Annotated in this window: 17 protein-coding genes and 5 tRNA genes; 18 read left to right on the top strand and 4 right to left on the bottom strand. The window is 42.3% G+C overall.

Annotated elements, in window-relative coordinates; all coding sequences use genetic code 11:
* Nucleotides 1-201: 201 nt before the first annotated feature.
* The 5 genes from DRED_RS15635 to DRED_RS15615 all read left to right on the top strand — a co-directional run bounded on the left by DRED_RS15635 (nucleotide 202) and on the right by DRED_RS15615 (nucleotide 4,931).
* Nucleotides 202-1,362 (top strand): ABC transporter substrate-binding protein, encoded by a 1,161-nt coding sequence (locus DRED_RS15635; protein ID WP_011879230.1) that lies wholly within the window; start codon nucleotides 202-204, stop codon nucleotides 1,360-1,362.
* Nucleotides 1,363-1,479: 117 nt separating this feature from the next.
* The gene (locus DRED_RS15630; RefSeq protein WP_011879229.1) at nucleotides 1,480-2,373 is read left to right on the top strand and encodes a branched-chain amino acid ABC transporter permease; all 894 of its coding nucleotides are present in this window, start codon (nucleotides 1,480-1,482) and stop codon (nucleotides 2,371-2,373) included.
* Between the two features lie 3 nt (nucleotides 2,374-2,376).
* Entirely contained in the window at nucleotides 2,377-3,447 is a 1,071-nt protein-coding gene (locus DRED_RS15625; protein WP_011879228.1) for a branched-chain amino acid ABC transporter permease, read from the top strand.
* Nucleotides 3,440-4,231: an ABC transporter ATP-binding protein gene (locus tag DRED_RS15620; RefSeq protein WP_011879227.1), complete on the top strand. Its 792-nt coding sequence runs from the start codon at nucleotides 3,440-3,442 to the stop codon at nucleotides 4,229-4,231. Before DRED_RS15625 ends, DRED_RS15620 begins: the two co-directional genes overlap by 8 nt.
* Complete coding sequence (locus DRED_RS15615) at nucleotides 4,224-4,931, top strand: ABC transporter ATP-binding protein (protein ID WP_041275002.1); 708 nt, start codon at nucleotides 4,224-4,226, stop codon at nucleotides 4,929-4,931. Before DRED_RS15620 ends, DRED_RS15615 begins: the two co-directional genes overlap by 8 nt.
* 41 nt (nucleotides 4,932-4,972) lie before the next feature.
* Here the strand turns inward: DRED_RS15615 and speE are convergent, their stop codons facing one another.
* Nucleotides 4,973-5,800, bottom strand: coding sequence for a polyamine aminopropyltransferase (gene speE, locus DRED_RS15610; RefSeq protein WP_011879225.1), 828 nt, complete (start codon nucleotides 5,798-5,800; stop codon nucleotides 4,973-4,975).
* A gap of 219 nt (nucleotides 5,801-6,019) precedes the next feature.
* Here speE and DRED_RS18880 point away from each other — a divergent pair, with 219 nt between their 5' ends.
* The 8 genes from DRED_RS18880 (at nucleotide 6,020) to DRED_RS15575 (ending at nucleotide 12,859) form a co-directional block, all read left to right on the top strand.
* Nucleotides 6,020-6,166 (top strand): hypothetical protein, encoded by a 147-nt coding sequence (locus DRED_RS18880; protein ID WP_156779686.1) that lies wholly within the window; start codon nucleotides 6,020-6,022, stop codon nucleotides 6,164-6,166.
* A gap of 195 nt (nucleotides 6,167-6,361) precedes the next feature.
* Entirely contained in the window at nucleotides 6,362-7,015 is a 654-nt protein-coding gene (locus DRED_RS15605; RefSeq protein ID WP_011879224.1) for a DVU0298 family protein, read from the top strand.
* A 145-nt stretch (nucleotides 7,016-7,160) separates the two neighbouring features.
* Nucleotides 7,161-8,447 carry an efflux RND transporter periplasmic adaptor subunit gene (locus tag DRED_RS15600; protein WP_238442636.1) on the top strand — a complete coding sequence of 429 codons (1,287 nt, stop codon included), beginning with the start codon at nucleotides 7,161-7,163 and terminating at the stop codon, nucleotides 8,445-8,447.
* Entirely contained in the window at nucleotides 8,431-9,144 is a 714-nt protein-coding gene (locus DRED_RS15595; protein ID WP_011879222.1) for an ABC transporter ATP-binding protein, read from the top strand. The genes DRED_RS15600 and DRED_RS15595 overlap by 17 nt, the downstream gene beginning before the upstream one ends.
* Nucleotides 9,141-10,325: an ABC transporter permease gene (locus DRED_RS15590; RefSeq protein WP_011879221.1), complete on the top strand. Its 1,185-nt coding sequence runs from the start codon at nucleotides 9,141-9,143 to the stop codon at nucleotides 10,323-10,325. Before DRED_RS15595 ends, DRED_RS15590 begins: the two co-directional genes overlap by 4 nt.
* A gap of 103 nt (nucleotides 10,326-10,428) precedes the next feature.
* Complete coding sequence (locus DRED_RS15585) at nucleotides 10,429-11,355, top strand: DMT family transporter (protein WP_011879220.1); 927 nt, start codon at nucleotides 10,429-10,431, stop codon at nucleotides 11,353-11,355.
* Between the two features lie 2 nt (nucleotides 11,356-11,357).
* The gene (locus DRED_RS15580; protein WP_011879219.1) at nucleotides 11,358-11,888 is read left to right on the top strand and encodes a methylated-DNA--[protein]-cysteine S-methyltransferase; all 531 of its coding nucleotides are present in this window, start codon (nucleotides 11,358-11,360) and stop codon (nucleotides 11,886-11,888) included.
* A 137-nt stretch (nucleotides 11,889-12,025) separates the two neighbouring features.
* Complete coding sequence (locus tag DRED_RS15575) at nucleotides 12,026-12,859, top strand: copper amine oxidase N-terminal domain-containing protein (RefSeq protein ID WP_011879218.1); 834 nt, start codon at nucleotides 12,026-12,028, stop codon at nucleotides 12,857-12,859.
* A 30-nt stretch (nucleotides 12,860-12,889) separates the two neighbouring features.
* Here the strand turns inward: DRED_RS15575 and DRED_RS19115 are convergent, their stop codons facing one another.
* The 3 genes from DRED_RS19115 to DRED_RS15565 form a co-directional block, all read right to left on the bottom strand.
* Nucleotides 12,890-13,057: a hypothetical protein gene (locus tag DRED_RS19115; protein ID WP_198006906.1), complete on the bottom strand. Its 168-nt coding sequence runs from the start codon at nucleotides 13,055-13,057 to the stop codon at nucleotides 12,890-12,892.
* 250 nt (nucleotides 13,058-13,307) lie between these two features.
* A tRNA-Asp gene (locus tag DRED_RS15570) sits at nucleotides 13,308-13,384 on the bottom strand.
* Nucleotides 13,385-13,393: 9 nt separating this feature from the next.
* Nucleotides 13,394-13,469: transfer RNA gene (locus DRED_RS15565), tRNA-Val, on the bottom strand.
* 523 nt (nucleotides 13,470-13,992) lie between these two features.
* On the opposite strand from DRED_RS15565, the gene DRED_RS15560 reads away from it, so the two are divergent.
* From DRED_RS15560 to DRED_RS18010, 5 genes are all read left to right on the top strand, one after another.
* Nucleotides 13,993-14,068 (top strand) — tRNA-Val (locus tag DRED_RS15560).
* 4 nt (nucleotides 14,069-14,072) lie between these two features.
* A tRNA-Thr gene (locus DRED_RS15555) sits at nucleotides 14,073-14,148 on the top strand.
* Nucleotides 14,149-14,254: 106 nt separating this feature from the next.
* Nucleotides 14,255-14,330: transfer RNA gene (locus DRED_RS15550), tRNA-Thr, on the top strand.
* A 142-nt stretch (nucleotides 14,331-14,472) separates the two neighbouring features.
* On the top strand, nucleotides 14,473-15,003 hold the full coding sequence (locus tag DRED_RS18015) for a HAMP domain-containing protein (protein ID WP_049755915.1): 531 nt from the start codon (nucleotides 14,473-14,475) through the stop codon (nucleotides 15,001-15,003).
* Nucleotides 14,931-15,572: a methyl-accepting chemotaxis protein gene (locus tag DRED_RS18010; RefSeq protein ID WP_198006964.1), complete on the top strand. Its 642-nt coding sequence runs from the start codon at nucleotides 14,931-14,933 to the stop codon at nucleotides 15,570-15,572. Before DRED_RS18015 ends, DRED_RS18010 begins: the two co-directional genes overlap by 73 nt.
* The last annotated feature ends 221 nt before the right edge of the window (nucleotides 15,573-15,793 follow it).

Genomic DNA, 15,793 nt, shown 5'->3' with positions numbered 1-15,793 from the left:
TGTCTATCAAATAATGTCTAAAAGTGAGAAATATTTAATAAATAAATAAAATTTTATGAAAAAGTTACCATATGGACAAATGTTAAATTGATTATTGTCTGAAAACATAATAGTATACCCTATAGAGATTTATATCCATTATCGGGGGACAAAAGGGGGATATGAAATCTCATATATTTTGGGGGAGGTTGACGAAGTACCATGTTAAGGAAAAAATATTTTACTATTATTTCCCTTCTGCTGGTTGCAGCTCTGGTTCTAGCAGGCTGTGGCGGTGCAGAGAAACAAGATGCCGCATCGGATGTAATTAAAATTGGTGTTTATGAACCCCTAACCGGTACCAATGCTGCCGGTGGTGAAATGACTGTTGAAGGTATCAAACTGGCAAACCAGTTATTCCCTGAGGTTAACGGTAAAAAAGTTGAACTGGTAGTCGTTGATAACAAGAGTGAGAAACAAGAAGCCGCTAACGCTGTTGAAAGGCTAGTAAGCAAAGATAAGGTTAATGTTATTATTGGTAGCTACGGAAGTTCCCTTTCTATGGCCGGTGGACCCATCGCTATGGATGCAGGTATTCCAGTAATTGGTTGCTCTCCGACCAATCCGGCAGTAACCCTAGGTAACGATTATTACTTCCGTGTTTGCTTTATTGATCCCTTCCAAGGGACTGTAATGGCTAACTATGCAGTTGAAAAACTTGGCGCTAAAACCGCTGCTATCGTTCAGGATGTTCAACAAGATTACTCAGTAGGTCTGAACAACTACTTTGAAAAGGCCTTTAAACAACAAACTGGAAATGAGAACGCCATTGTAGCAAAAGTAAACTACAATACCGGTGATAAAGACTTCTCCTCTCAGTTAACCACCATTAAAGCGAAGAATCCCGATGTAATCTTTGCTCCTGGGAACTTCCTGGAATGTGGTATTCTGGTTGAAAAGGCCCGCGAGCTGGGTATTACCTGCCCCATCCTGGGTGGCGATACATGGGAAGCTGAAGAATTCCTAAGCCGTGTTAAAAATACCACAGGTGTTTACTTCAGCACCCACTTTGATTCTACCCAGCCTGTTACCGAGATGTCCAAGAAGTTTATGGATGAGTATAAGAAGGCTTACCCAGAAAAGCAGGTTAACGCCTTTGGTGCTTTAGGCTTTGATGCTTATATTCTTGCTCTGGATGCAATCCAAAAAGCAGGGTCGGCAGATCCTAAAGCAATTCGGGATGCATTAGCAAATGTCAAGGATTTCCAAGGCGCCACCGGTATCATTACACTGGATACCAATGGTGATGCCACAAAGACAGCCATCATTAAAAAGGTGGCTGACGGTAAGTTTGCCTATGAAGGAAAAGTAGATCCTAAGTAATCAACAAATAAATGAATCCGACTCCCCTCCTGTACTCAGGGGGGGAGTCCCTGTTGTTTTATAACAATTGGTAAATGTACCCAAAGAGCATCATACCTGTTTGGAAGGGGTTTAATCATGACCTTAGAAGTATTTCTACAAAATTTAGCCAATGGCATTTCTTTGGGCAGCTTATATGCATTAATTGCCATCGGTTATACCATGGTCTATGGTATATTACGCTTAATAAACTTTGCCCATGCAGATCTTTTAATGGTGGCTGCTTATGTTTCTTTTTATGGAATTATGGTATTTGCTTTACCCTGGTGGCTATCTTTTTTGATTGCCATCGTTTTCACAGCTTTACTGGGTGTCAGTATAGAAAAAATTGCTTACCGCCCCTTACGAAGTGCTCCCAGAATTTCTGTCTTAATCTCTGCCATTGGAGTCTCCTTCCTACTAGAAAACCTGGGGATTGTAGCCATTGGTGCACGCCCCAAGTCATTCCCACGTCCCGAAGAGATGGTTTGGAATATTAAGATCGGAGATGTTTCTTTTTTATCTCTTACTGTGATTATTCCTGTTGTTACGATGGTTCTTTTGGTCGCCGTTACATACATGGTTAATAAAACAAAGACCGGTACAGCCATGCGGGCTGTTTCCAGGGATTTTGAAACAGCAAGCCTAATGGCCATTGATGTGAATAAAGTGGTTAGTACTACCTTTGTTGTGGGCTCAAGCCTAGCAGCGGTAGGGGGGATTATGTGGAGCCTACAATACCCTCAAATCGATCCCTTGATGGGTGTTTTCCCTGGCTTAAAATGTTTTATCGCCGCAGTAATGGGTGGTATTGGCAGTATTCCCGGGGCCATGCTGGGTGGATTTATACTGGGCATGGGAGAAGTGTTCCTGGTGGCCTTTATGCCTGAACTATCTGGATACCGGGATGCCTTTGCTTTTGTTATTTTGATTTTTATCCTTTTGTTTAAGCCTACCGGTATACTGGGCGAAAATGTAGTGGAGAAGGTGTAAACCATGGATCGAGAGAGAATGAAACCCGTACTAACCCTAGGACTCATTTTATTATGCAGTATTGCACTATATTTTGGTCAAAACTATTTAGATAGTTTTAAAATAAGAGTTTTAAATCTGGCCGCTATTTTTGTTATCCTAGGTGTCAGCATGAACCTGGTACTTGGATTTACCGGGATGTTTTCGCTGGGACATGCGGGCTTTATGTGTGTAGGAGCGTATGTTTCCGCTATTTTAACCATGTCACCGGAAAGTAAAGAAATGATTTATTTTATGGAACCCATTATCTCTCCTCTGGATAAAATTCACTGGCCAGTGTTTCCGGCAATCATCATGGCGGGTATTGTAGCTGCATTCTTTGGCTTTTTGATTGGTTTTCCGGCTCTAAGGCTGCGTGATGACTATCTGGCCATCGCCACATTGGGGTTTGGTGAGATTATCCGAATTATCGTTACCAACACCATCACCATTACCAACGGTTCACTGGGGCTCAAGAATATCCCATCGATTAAAAGTCTTTGGGTGTATTGGGGTTTTGCCATAGCTACCATTTGGATTTTAAAACGGCTTATTAACAGCAGTTGGGGTTATGCCTTTAAGGCAATTCGGGATAACGAAATTGCTGCGGAGGCCATGGGTATTGATATCTTCAAGCATAAATTATTATCCTTTTCCGTCGGTGCTTTCTTTGCAGGTGTAGCAGGGGCTTTGATGGGGCACCTTATTACCTCTGTGGACCCGACTATGTTTCGGTTCTTATTTACATTCCAGATCCTGCTTATTATTGTATTGGGTGGCCTAGGGAGTCTAACTGGATCGGTTATTGCAGGGGTTGTTGTTACCATTATGATGGAAGTTCTGCGGTTTGTGGAGCAGCCCATGAATTTTCTTGGGTTGGCCATCCCTGGCATACCTGGTATGCGGATGGTTATTTTCTCCCTTCTATTGCTACTGGTTATCCTATACTATCGTCAGGGCCTAATGGGGACCAGGGAGTTTAACTGGGATTGGGTTCTGGATAAAATGGGTGTCAGCCGCAGCAGCAAAGAAAGGAGAGTAGGGGCAGATGGCTAAAAATCAGCAAACAAACCTTTTAGAGACAGACCATATCTCCATCCAATTTGGTGGATTGAAGGCCGTATCGGATTTAGCCCTTAATATTGCTCCCAAAAAGATAGTTGGGCTGATCGGCCCCAATGGTGCAGGTAAAACAACCGCCTTTAATATGATTACCGGGGTTTACAGACCTACCTCTGGAAAAATTATGTTTGATGGTCATGATATTACCGGACTAAAACCTAACCAAATAACGGCCATGGGTATCGCCCGAACCTTTCAAAATATCCGACTGTTTTCCAGTATGACAGTATTGGAGAATGTTCTATTAAGTAAACATGTTCGGTTACAGGCCAATCCTCTGGAGGCTATTTTTGGTCTGCCCAGATATACAAAGGCCCGTAAACGTCATTATGAAGAATGTATGGAGCTCTTAGAACAGGTTCAACTGGCGGATTTGGCCCATGAAAATGCTACGTCTTTACCCTATGGCAAACAGCGTCGTTTGGAAATTGCCCGGGCCATGGCTACTCAGCCAAAAATGATTTTGCTGGATGAGCCTGCAGCGGGCATGAACCCTCAGGAATCTCTGGAATTGATGGAGTTTATTGCTAGAATCCGAGATCAGTTTGGTTTTACTATATTAATGATAGAACACCATATGGAAGTGGTTATGGGAATCTGTGAGCATATTTTAGTCCTGGATCATGGTGAAACCATTGCCCAGGGTACGCCAACAGAAATTCAAAATAACCAGCAGGTTATAGAAGCTTATCTTGGGGCGGTGGATGAAATTGCTTAAAATTGAAGACTTGCATGTATATTACGGTGGTATCCATGCCCTAAAGGGCATCACTCTGGAGGTACCGGAAAATAAGATTGTTACCCTAGTTGGTGCTAATGGTGCTGGCAAGAGTACCACCCTGCGTGCCATTAGTAGCCTAGTCCCCATTGCCCAGGGGAAGATTAGCTTCCGGGGTCAAGATATAACTAAGACCAAGACCGCAGATATCGTGAAAAAGGGGATTACTCTGGTACCCGAGGGCCGTCGTATTTTTGCCAATCTTACAGTATTGGAAAATATACAGATGGGGGCCTTCTCCCGAAATGATAAGGACGGAATTAAGCAGGATATAAAAAACATATATGAGATGTTTCCTCGATTAAAGGAGAGGGAATGGCAAGCTGCTGGGACCCTTTCTGGTGGTGAACAGCAAATGTTAGCCATTGGCAGGGCATTAATGTCTCGTCCGGTTCTCTTAATGATGGATGAACCTTCTTTGGGATTGGCACCCCTTTTGGTAAAAGAAGTCTTCCGAATTATTAAAGACATCTATGGTAAGGGGATGACCATATTGTTGATTGAGCAGAATGCTACGGCGGCACTGCAAGCAGCCGATTATGGTTATGTGTTGGAAACCGGCAATATCGTCCTTCAGGGTCCAGGAAAAGAATTGGCTGCCAATGATGAAATTAAAAAAGCCTATTTAGGAAAGGCTTAAGAATAAAAATAGACGACTGGTTGCTAACCAGTCGTCTATTTTTATTTGAGGAGTTGTTCAATGTATTTAGGTAAAACAAAGGCTGCTTTGTGAATGTCAGGGGTGTAATATTTTGTCTCTATATTAAACATCCGTTCTGGATTAATATTGTCCAATTGATATTTTTTAGAACCAACCGTGAAACTCCAAAACCCGGCAATATAGGTGGGTTCGCAGGTCAGATAAGGTTTTGCCAGTGGAAACACTTCCATAATGTTTTGCACGGCCTGTTTAAAATGAGTACTAAAGGAAGGTGAACCGGTTTGGGAAACAAATACACCATCGTCCTTAAGGGCATTGTAAACATCCCTGTAGAAGTCCTTAGAAAACAAATCCATGGAAGGGCCACTGGGGTCCGTACAGTCCACAATAATAATGTCATACTGGGAAGAACATTGTTTCATGTGTTTAAGGCCATCAATGGTCATAATGTTAACTTTATCAGAGCGTAAGGCGTGGCTTATCTCCGGCAGCCATTTTTTACTTACTTCAATTACCCGTTCATCAATTTCAATTAAATCAACGGTTTCAACAGAGGGGTGTTTTAAAATTTCTTTAACTGCGCCACCGTCTCCGCCTCCCACCACCATAACCCTTTTGGGTTCAGGGTGGATCATTAACGGTATGTGTACAATGGTCTCGTGGTAAATAAACTCGAACTTGGTGGTGGTTTGGACAATGTTATCCAACAATAAGGCACGTCCCAATTCCGGAGATTCCACAACTGCAATTTCTTGAAAGGGAGATTTTTCGAAATGTAGAATTTTATCCATCCGCCAGGATACCTTATAGTTATCGGTGTGATGTTCGGTGAACCAGAAGTCTAACATATTATTACCTCCTTCATATCTTTCCTGGTCATTCGTCACCTCTCCAATTTAAAGTTCCCTTAAAAACACGGTTAATATTATAACATATTGGGCATGATTTTTGAAATTAAGTTGCAAAAATATACAAATTACTAAATTATCTTTGAGAAACTTTTTTGAAGAATGATAAAACTGAAGAAGGAAATAATAGTTGTAAGTTAATATAAAGGAGGGTTTCATATGGCAAAAAAGAAGAATGGGTCCATTAACCGCCCCGAGGCAGAAAAAATATCACGTCAAATAACCAAGGAAAACCCAGGCAGACAAGAACGTCTCTATGGTTATGACCCTGGTGATGATAACGGGCAAGGGACCCCAATGGCCTAGCTTTGTTTATTACGTTAATTGAGTCGTCTCAACAGAACATAAGTGTTTCAGTTTGGGAGGCCCCTCCGTCCTGGATGCGCCTTCCAATTTCTTTCCGGTATTTCGCCGTAATAAAACTGTAAGGGTCAGTTTATGAAACCATAAGCATTGCATGCTACAATGAAATCATCCCAAAAGAATGGATGGGGTGATAAGATGTCCATAAAAGAAGAAATCAATCAATTGTTAAAGGAAATGCGTTATGAAGAATTGGTGGCCAGAACCCTTGAAAATCAGGGTACATTAAGATATTTATTTAGGTTGCTATATCATCCCTTTGGCTTAGAGAGATGGCGGGCCATTGCAGGGCTAGGCTATATCACAGAAGCAATGCTGCAGAACAGCCAAGGGGATGTGCGGGAGATTATCCGCCGCTTGCTGTGGTCCATGAACGATGAATCAGGCACAACAAGCTGGAGTGCTCCGGAGGCCATCGGGGAGATTATTTACCATAACCCAAATGAGTTCGCGGAATTTGTCCCCATTGTGGTAAATGCTTCTGAAGAGGAAATATTTCATCGGGGTATAGTCTGGACTTTAGGAAGGGTCGGCTCCAAGGAACCAGGGTTGGTTAGAGAATTTATGCCCTTATTGATAAATTTTCTTTCACATCCGAAACCCGAAGTACGAGGCCATGCAGCTCGCTCCCTGGGTCAAATGGGGTCTGAGGCCAAAGGAGCTTTGTTATTCTTGGGAGGTTTGTTAAAGGATAATAATGAAATTGAAGTATATGAGTCGAATCAAATTATAAACATTAAGATTAGAGATTTAGCCCAAAGAGCCATGAAGTATATCTTATCCACAGCTTAATATTTTACCCTTTCAATACCTAACTATAGTGTTAGGTATTTTTTTACTAAATTTACAAGAAAAATTTAGTAAAATGTGAAATAATTAATTAGTTATTACGTCGTATTATAGAGAAATTTATATTTTGGAGGGACGTTTGTTGGAAGTGGAAAATGCTGGGGAAGCAAGTAAGTTTCAAAAAATTAAAGCACGGTTTAAGGGTTGGCCGCGTTGGCTGAAATGGTTGCTAGGAATTATTTTCCTTTTAGGTCTGGGCCTGTTATTTTTCTATAATCGTAGCAACAACGATGACATGGTTGTACAAACCACTAAGGTAGAGATGAAAAGCATTGAACAAAGTGTAATGTCAACGGGTAAACTGGAGTCGGCAGAAAAACAAGAATTTTTTACACCAGTGGACAGTACATTAATGGAAATATCTGTTAAAGTTGGTGATAGGCTAAAAAAGGGGCAGGTTTTGGGACGGCTGGATACTCAGGAGTTAGGACGCCTTTACCAACAGGCAGTGGCGAAACTGGCTGGTTTAGAAGCCCAACTGGCTCGGGCTAAGGCCACCGATGATCAATTAACCCTGGAATATAATACGGCTTCTTATGAGAAAGCCAAGAATCAGCTAGATCGCATGACGGAGCTGCATCGGGGCGGTGCAGTGGCAAAAACCGAATTGGAACAGGCGAAGGTGGATTTTGCTAAGGCCGAAGCTGATTATAAAGAAGCCTTAATGAAGGTCCAACAAGGGGCATCTGCCAAGGAGATTGCTTCTCTGCAATCACAGGTAGACTTATGCAAGCAGGAAGTTTCCCAGGCTAAGGAACGTTTGGACTTGGCAACCTTTATTTGTAAAGAAGACGGAGTTGTTCTCTTTGTGGGGGCCGAGAAGGGAACCCGTGTTTTAGAAGGTACTCGCCTGCTGGCGGTTGGCAGTGACAGTAAACTGGAGGTTATTGCCAATGTGAATGAAATTGATGCCGGAACCCTGAAGGTGGGACAACCGGTTGCCATTTCCTGCACTTCCCTGCCGGGTAAGAAATTTAGCGGTGAGGTAACCCGTGTGGCCGGTGTGGCTGTAAAGGAGGACAGTACCAGTGGTAACAGCAATACCATTGTACCGGTAACCATTCAAGTAGAGGGGGATACCCTCGGCCTAAAGCCAGGTTATACCGTGGATGTTAGCATTATTACATTGGAGGCGAAAAAACTCTTAACTGTACCCTTTGAGGCCATTATCACGCAAAATGGTGAAAAGCTGGTCTATGTGGTGCAAGGAGGTATTGCCAAAAAGCGGAAAATTAAAACCGAGAAGGGAAATGAGTTGTACGATATAGTTATCAGCGGCTTAAAAGAAGGGGAAAAGATTATTTTAAATCCATCACCGGCCTTACAGGATGGTCAAAGGGTTGCAACAGGAGAGGCAAATGATAAAGGTAAGTAATTTAAAAAAAGTTTATCAAACAGGGGCTGTTTCTGTGGAAGCACTGAAGGGCGTGTCACTGACCATTCATAAAGGTGAGTTTGTGGCAGTAATGGGGCCATCGGGTTCAGGAAAATCCACCTTTATGAATCTGCTAGGTTTGTTGGATACTCCCACCGAGGGGACCTACTGGTTGGCAGATCGTGAGGTTTCATCCTTAAACAAAAATGAATTAGCCATGATTCGTAACCAAAGGTTAGGCTTTGTATTTCAAACTTTTAATTTAATTCCAGCCCTTAACGCTTTAAAAAATGTAGAATTACCGATGCTCTATGCCGGTGTTAAAGCCGCTGAACGACGGCAGAGGGCACAACAAGCCTTGGAAAGAGTTGGATTGGGGGGACGAGTACAGCACCGCCCCAATGAACTATCCGGGGGACAGAACCAAAGGGTAGCCATCGCCAGGGCCTTGGTAAACTCTCCGTCAGTCATTATGGCCGATGAGCCCACTGGTGCCCTGGATACACGGACCGGGGAAGAAATTATGGCTATCTTCCAGGAACTTCACAGGGAGGGGACAACCATCGTACTGGTGACCCACGAACCAGATATAGCAATGCACGCGGAGCGGATTTTACATTTTAAAGATGGCCTTTTAATCAGTGATGAAAAGGTAGCTAACCGGATTATTTCCTCTGTAGAAGAGGTGAGCCAGTGAATTTTAAGGAATTTATATTAGTTGGTTTGGAGGGACTTCGTAATAATAAACTTCGTTCCTTTTTAACCACTTTAGGTATTGTGGTGGGTATTGCTGCGGTGATATCTGTAATTGCCATTGGTGAAGCCGGGAAAGCCATGATTATGAACGAAATGGAGAGTTTTGGTACCAATCTATTTGAGGTGTACCCCAACTACAAAGACGGGGAAAGTATGAAATCGACTGATTATACCAAGCAAGATGTGACGGTCATTAAAAACCTAGTACCGCAAGTTAAACACCTGGCTCCTATGAAATATGATCGGGGGGAAGTAAGGAGTACAACCGGTAAAAAATCAACTACAATCATAGGTACAACGACGGACTATCAATATATAAGAAACGTTGAAATATTATTTGGAAGGTTTTTTAGTCCAGAAGATGATGCCGCAGCTAAACGAGTTGTGGTTTTAGATGAAGTACTGGCCAATGAAATCTTTAATATGGAAAACCCCGTGGGCCAGAAGGTGATGGTTAATGGGAGTGCTGCGGTAGTCATTGGCGTTATTAAGAAAACAGAGTCTTCCCTTGGTATGAGTCCAGGCAAGTATGCTTATGTGCCCATCTCCTTTATGCAGGGTGGTTCCCGCTGGGAATATGTTGGTTACCTAATGGGCAGTGCGGCCAGCAAAGAAGAGGTCTATCTGGCCATGGAGAAGGCAAAGACGATCCTTGAACGGCGGCACAATGCACCGGGTCATTATGCAGTGTATAGTATGGAGCAAGAAATGCAAACGGTAGGGAAAGTTACAGGTATTATTGGTTTGGTGATTAGCTGCATAGCGGGCATTTCGTTATTGGTGGGTGGCATTGGTGTTATGAATATCATGTTGGTTTCTGTCACCGAAAGAACCCGAGAAATTGGCATACGAATGGCTTTGGGGGCTAAAAGGAAGGATATCTTAATTCAATTTTTGATTGAGGCTGTTGTATTATGCTCAGTGGGCGGTTTAATTGGTATCCTATTAGGATACGGTGGGGCATTTGTTGTAGCCCTATTTCTTAAATTACCATCCCTGGTATCCTGGTGGGTTGTATTGCTGGCCTTCCTTTTCTCAGCCTTTATTGGTGTGTTTTTTGGTCTTTATCCGGCCAACAAGGCTTCTAAGCTGGATCCCATTGTGGCCTTACGTAGAGAATAGCAAACAACCCCAGGCTTACGCCTGGGGTTGTTATTTCTGTGCAGGTTGCAGGAATAAAGTTTCTTGTGCAGAAAAATATACGGATATAAAGGGGGGTGTACTTATGCAGGTTGACAGGCCTATGATCAATCCCTATCTGGTGGTAATACTGGGGGTTTTGGCGGCTGGTTTTTCCAGCATCTTCACCAAACTGGCCGAGGCACCACCATTCATTATTGCTGCTTATAGGTTGGGATTTACAGTGCTGATTATTGCTACTCCAACTTTTTATACCGGGCGTCGAGAATTATTTTGTATTAATAAGAAGGATTTAGCCCTTGCCTGCCTGTCTGGGGTATTCCTTGCATTACACTTTGCCCTTTGGATCAGTTCACTGAGCTATACCTCGGTGGCCAGTTCCACGGTTCTGGTGGCCATGCAGCCTCTTTTTGTTATTACCGGCGGTTACTTTTTGTACAAGGAGCAAGTGGGTCGAACAGGGCTTTTAGGAGCTGTCTTGGCTCTTTTTGGCAGTGTACTAATAGGTATAAATGATTTTCACGTTGGCGGTCAAGCATTGTTAGGCGATCTTTTAGCCTTCGGAGGGGCTGTTTTTGTGGCTGGCTATGTGTTAATTGGTAGAAATTTACGTAATCGAATGTCTCTCTTGCCATACACCTTCCTGGTCTACGGTGCTGCCACTATGGTCCTTATTATACTGAATTTATTCTACGGTTCTTCCTTCTACCCGTATCCCAGCATGACCTGGGTCTGGTTTCTTTGTCTGGCAATATTCCCAACCATTTTTGGGCACTCTCTTTTTAATTGGGCCCTAAAATATGTAAAAGCAGCTGTGGTTTCAGTAAGCAATTTAGGAGAACCGGTGGGTGCTACCATCTTGGCCTATTTTTTCTTTGGTGAGGTACCTAGTTTGATGCAGTTGGCAGGTGGTTGTATCATTATCATAGGGGTATATATTTTTATTACCTCCCAACGAAAGCATGAAACTGAAGCAACTGATGGAAGTCTAATACAAGTTGGAGGGTCTTGATAGTGCAAGTTCAACTGATAGCAACTTCTCAAGGTGTATCTGCTGCTGCTTGGCAGAACGGTCTGTTGGAGGGGGTTACGTTACCCCATTCCTGCAAAGAGACGGCCTTAGCCACTTTATGTGGTTATGTAAAGGAGAAACTCAGTGAAAAAAACATATGCTGTGATCTAACTTCCCTTCAGAAGGATTTTGAAAAGAATATGGTACTTTATTTTGCAGGTAAACCTGCAGGGTTTAATGTACCACTCAATTGGGAAAAGCTAACCCCCTTTCAGCAGCGGGTTTTGAGCATTGTACAGCAGATACCCTATGGTGAAGCCCTAAGCTACGGAGAAATTGCTGAACTGGCTGGTTGTCGTGGTGGGGCTAGGGCCGTGGGAGGGGCTGTTGGTGCCAACCCCTGGTTGTTGGCAATACCCTGTCACAGGGTATTGGCAGCCAAGGGGGGATTGGGTGGCTTTGGATGTGGCCGGGAATGGAAGGAAAAACTACTTCAGATGGAGAAGATTCAATATAAACCCAGCGGCAGCTAGCCGTTGGGTTTATATATTATTGTTTAGTTTCATTGGGGGGAAATAATAGACAAGAAGAAACAAAAATATATGGTAATAAATGGTAATCAATCGGCATAAAAATATAACAGAATACATATACTTGAGGGGTGGTTTTTGTGCCGAAAAAACTGTTGGGTTTCTGGACGTTTATTTTAATACTTTTGGTCCCCTTTTTTCCTGCTTCTGCAGGGATTCCTGTGGCCCTGGATGGTAAATTGTTAAGCAACAGTGAGTCAATGGTTATTGAAGGTACGGCTATGGTACCCATACGTCCCATTATGGAGGAACTAGGATATAAGCTCGGGGCCAATATCCAAGAGGGGATCGTTTGGGGTTATAAAGGACAAGATTCCATTCAGATTAATCTTTGGCAGCCTAATGGGAACATTGAATTAACGGCTGCCCCGCAACTAATTGCCGGTAAAACCTACTTATCTGCCCAGGATATTGGCAAGCTGCTAAACTTGGAAGTGTTTCAGGAGCCAGGGCTACAGTTGGTTTCTTTATTTCAGGTCCCAGAGATGACAGAGGAGGGGGTTATTGGCCACTTGTTGGCTGCGGACCGGCAGATGCTGCGGGTGGAATATTTTAATAACCCAGATTTTTTGGCTGAGCACTACATAGCACCTTCACCGAACATTGATAGTTATGAAGATTTAAGAAAACATCTAATGGATTACTGGGATGAGTCTTTTATAGAAAACTTATGGCAAGCAGCTTCCCGGGATGGCCATTATGTTGGATTATTTACTGAAGGGTCCATACCACTTCTTTATAATAAAGAGTTAAATGTTATGGATTTATCAGAAACAGGGGCAAAGGTTCGTGTTCTTATGCCTGTCTGGGGAGAAGACGAAGACGGTTTAACAGAATTTGAGACATTCATTTACACCCTGCAGAAAAATAAAGGAAATAAATTAGTCATAAAAAATATTGAACCTCTGGATTAAAAATAGTAAAGGCCCAAAACGGGCCCTTACTTATTGCATGGGTTTAGTACTTCTCTTTTGTTGATCGCAGACGGAGAAAGCCTTGTCTACCTGACGTCCCATTGGTGCTCCCAGGAAAGTTGCTAATCCCAAACCAAAGGCGATGGCTGTGGGAAAAACCCACCAAGCATGATGTTGCCTTTCGGAAGCAAAAATCATGGTTATCCCCTCCTAGGAGTAGTATTCCTGATTGAACGGGATTCATCCGCTAATAATTTTTAATTTAATTCAGCATCTATTATGGCCAAAAAGCAGCCGCCCTGGAGGCAAAGGGCGGCTGTTAGAGGAGGAGGCGTTTTGCTACATATTCTTCTTTACTATTAAATAATGTGCAATTATGTTGTAAATTAGAACAGGAAAAAAGTGAGAAATAATAAAACCCTCAATGAATTTCATTGAGGGTTTTAAGTGGCGGAGCTGACGGGAGTCGAACCCGCGTTCTCCTGCGTGACAGGCAGGCATGTTAGGCCACTACACCACAGCTCCAATTTTGATTGGTGGGCGATGACGGGATCGAACCGCCGACATCCTGCTTGTAAGGCAGGCGCTCTCCCAGCTGAGCTAATCGCCCAATCGCAACTGACAATTGATATGTTAACAAATTAACCTTACTAAGTCAACATGTTTTTGCATAATTTTAATGTTTTTGCAGCTTGAATTTAAAAATAACCATAAACAGTATCTTATTCCGCAGGGCCTTCTACAATATTAGAATCCTTAATAGTCTGTTAAGTTCATAAACGTCTAAGCCACAGGTGGACAAACGAAGGGCTTTGTCTAATGATAACCCTAAATGTAGGATAAGCTAAGTTCTGATGAACAATGTACAGAGAATGATCCAAATAAATTCTAATTTGACATGTTTATAGTAGGTTGCGAACATATGAACGCATTTTGTCCCTTTACTCACAATGTTGATATTTTAAATAATCTTTAATAATAAACTTCGCTTTTAGTACCTTTAGTAGAGTTTGAAAAAACAGATAAGTTAAATTCAATACCTCCAGGAAACATGTCCTTAAAGAATATAAAAAATCCCAAGGATATTTTTATTGACTTGAAGATTTATTTCTGTTAACATAATTCATGTCGATGGGCGATTAGCTCAGCTGGGAGAGCGCCTGCCTTACAAGCAGGATGTCGGCGGTTCGATCCCGTCATCGCCCACCATTATGCTGCTATAGCTCAGTAGGTAGAGCGTATCCTTGGTAAGGATAAGGTCACCGGTTCAATCCCGGTTAGCAGCTCCACAAAGAGGATCTTGCATTGCAGGGTCTCTTTTTTATTTGTCTACGGATATTATCTGAATATACTTGCATTCTTCGTAAGTCTTTGGTAGTATAGCTATTGAGTTAAGCCGACGTGGCTCAGTTGGTAGAGCAGCTGATTCGTAATCAGCAGGTCGTGGGTTCAAATCCCATCGTCGGCTCCAATGAAAACAAGGCTTCGCAGGTTTGGCCTGTGAAGCCTTGTTTTTTAATTATTCTTCGCGTAAAGAGTTTTAAAGGAATTTTTATACTATTATCGAATTTGATAACAAAATAATAGAATACAGGATAATACTGGTAAAAGGAATGGACCGTGCACCTACAGATGCAATGGATGGTCTGGTTAAACAGATCCAAGAGGTTGTTACAGCTAGAACATCAGATATGGAGAAGAGCCAAACTGCACGAAATAACACTGTTCGAAATGAAATGTTATTCTTTATAATTGCTGTAACAGGTATTTCACTTTTCTTAGCTATTATTTTTATCAGTCAAATAATTAAACCTATTAATACACTTAAAAACAAGCTGGCAGATATTGCTGAAAACGACGGTGACTTGGCGCAAAAAATAGACATAAACAGTAAGGATGAGACAGGGGAACTTGCCGATTACGTAAACAAATTCATCTACAATCTAAGAACGATCATGCTGGAGATCAACAAGGGTGCTTCTGTGGTTAGTGAAACAGCACAGCAGTTAAACTCCAGTTCTCAACAAACCACGGGAATTGCGATGACAACTGCTTCTAATATGTCTCAAGTATCTGCCTCAGTGGATCAATCACTACTAGTATTCAGGATATATCTAATAAGTCTCAGGATACAACTACTCTAGCTGGTGTAGGGAGTGAAGGTATTGGGAAATTAACTGGCCAAATGCAATTAATATCTAACACTAGCCAAGAAATAGCAGGTGTAATTGCGACATTAAGCAACAAGTCGCAAGAGATTAGCCATATTGTAGAAATAATAAACAACATAGCTGAACAGACAAACCTACTAGCTCTTAATGCTGCCATTGAGGCAGCCAGAGCAGGAGAGCAGGGGCGGGGCTTTGCGGTAGTGGCAGAGGAAGTTCGAAAGTTGGCAGAGCAGTCTGCTGGTTCAGCGCAAGAAATCAAAGACTTGATTAGCGATATTCAACAGGAGTCTCAAAAAGCAGTAACTACAATGTCTGAAGGTGTGAAGCAGGTTGATTCAGGAAATTTAGTTGCCCAAGATGTAGGACAGAAATTTAGAGAGATTATCAATTCTGTTCAGGGACTAACTGCACAGATTGAAGAAGTTGCTTTTACAACTGAACAAATTATGGCTGGGGTTCAGAACGTGGCAGTAGCTACAGAGGAACAAACTGCCGCAATGCAAGAGGTAGCTGCATCTGCAGAGGCACTAGCCAAGACTTAAATGTTATAGTTGACAAGTTTAAGATTTAAAATATATTACCTTAACTGAACTTTTAGAATAACTGGGAGTTCAGTTTTGTTATTTTGTTTAGTGCAAAGTTTATGAGTTTTATAAAATGCTGTCCAATAAGACAGGTGATCATATTTTTGAAACCACTTTCCCTACCATGACGGATACCTACGAGGAGATATCATGTCCCATAAGCTAGTTACCATGATACG

The organism is Desulforamulus reducens MI-1, assembly GCF_000016165.1.
GTDB classification, from domain to species: domain Bacteria; phylum Bacillota; class Desulfotomaculia; order Desulfotomaculales; family Desulfotomaculaceae; genus Desulfotomaculum; species Desulfotomaculum reducens.
The sequence above is the reverse complement of the archived record's forward strand: the minus strand, read 5'-3'. Positions and strand labels throughout refer to the sequence as shown.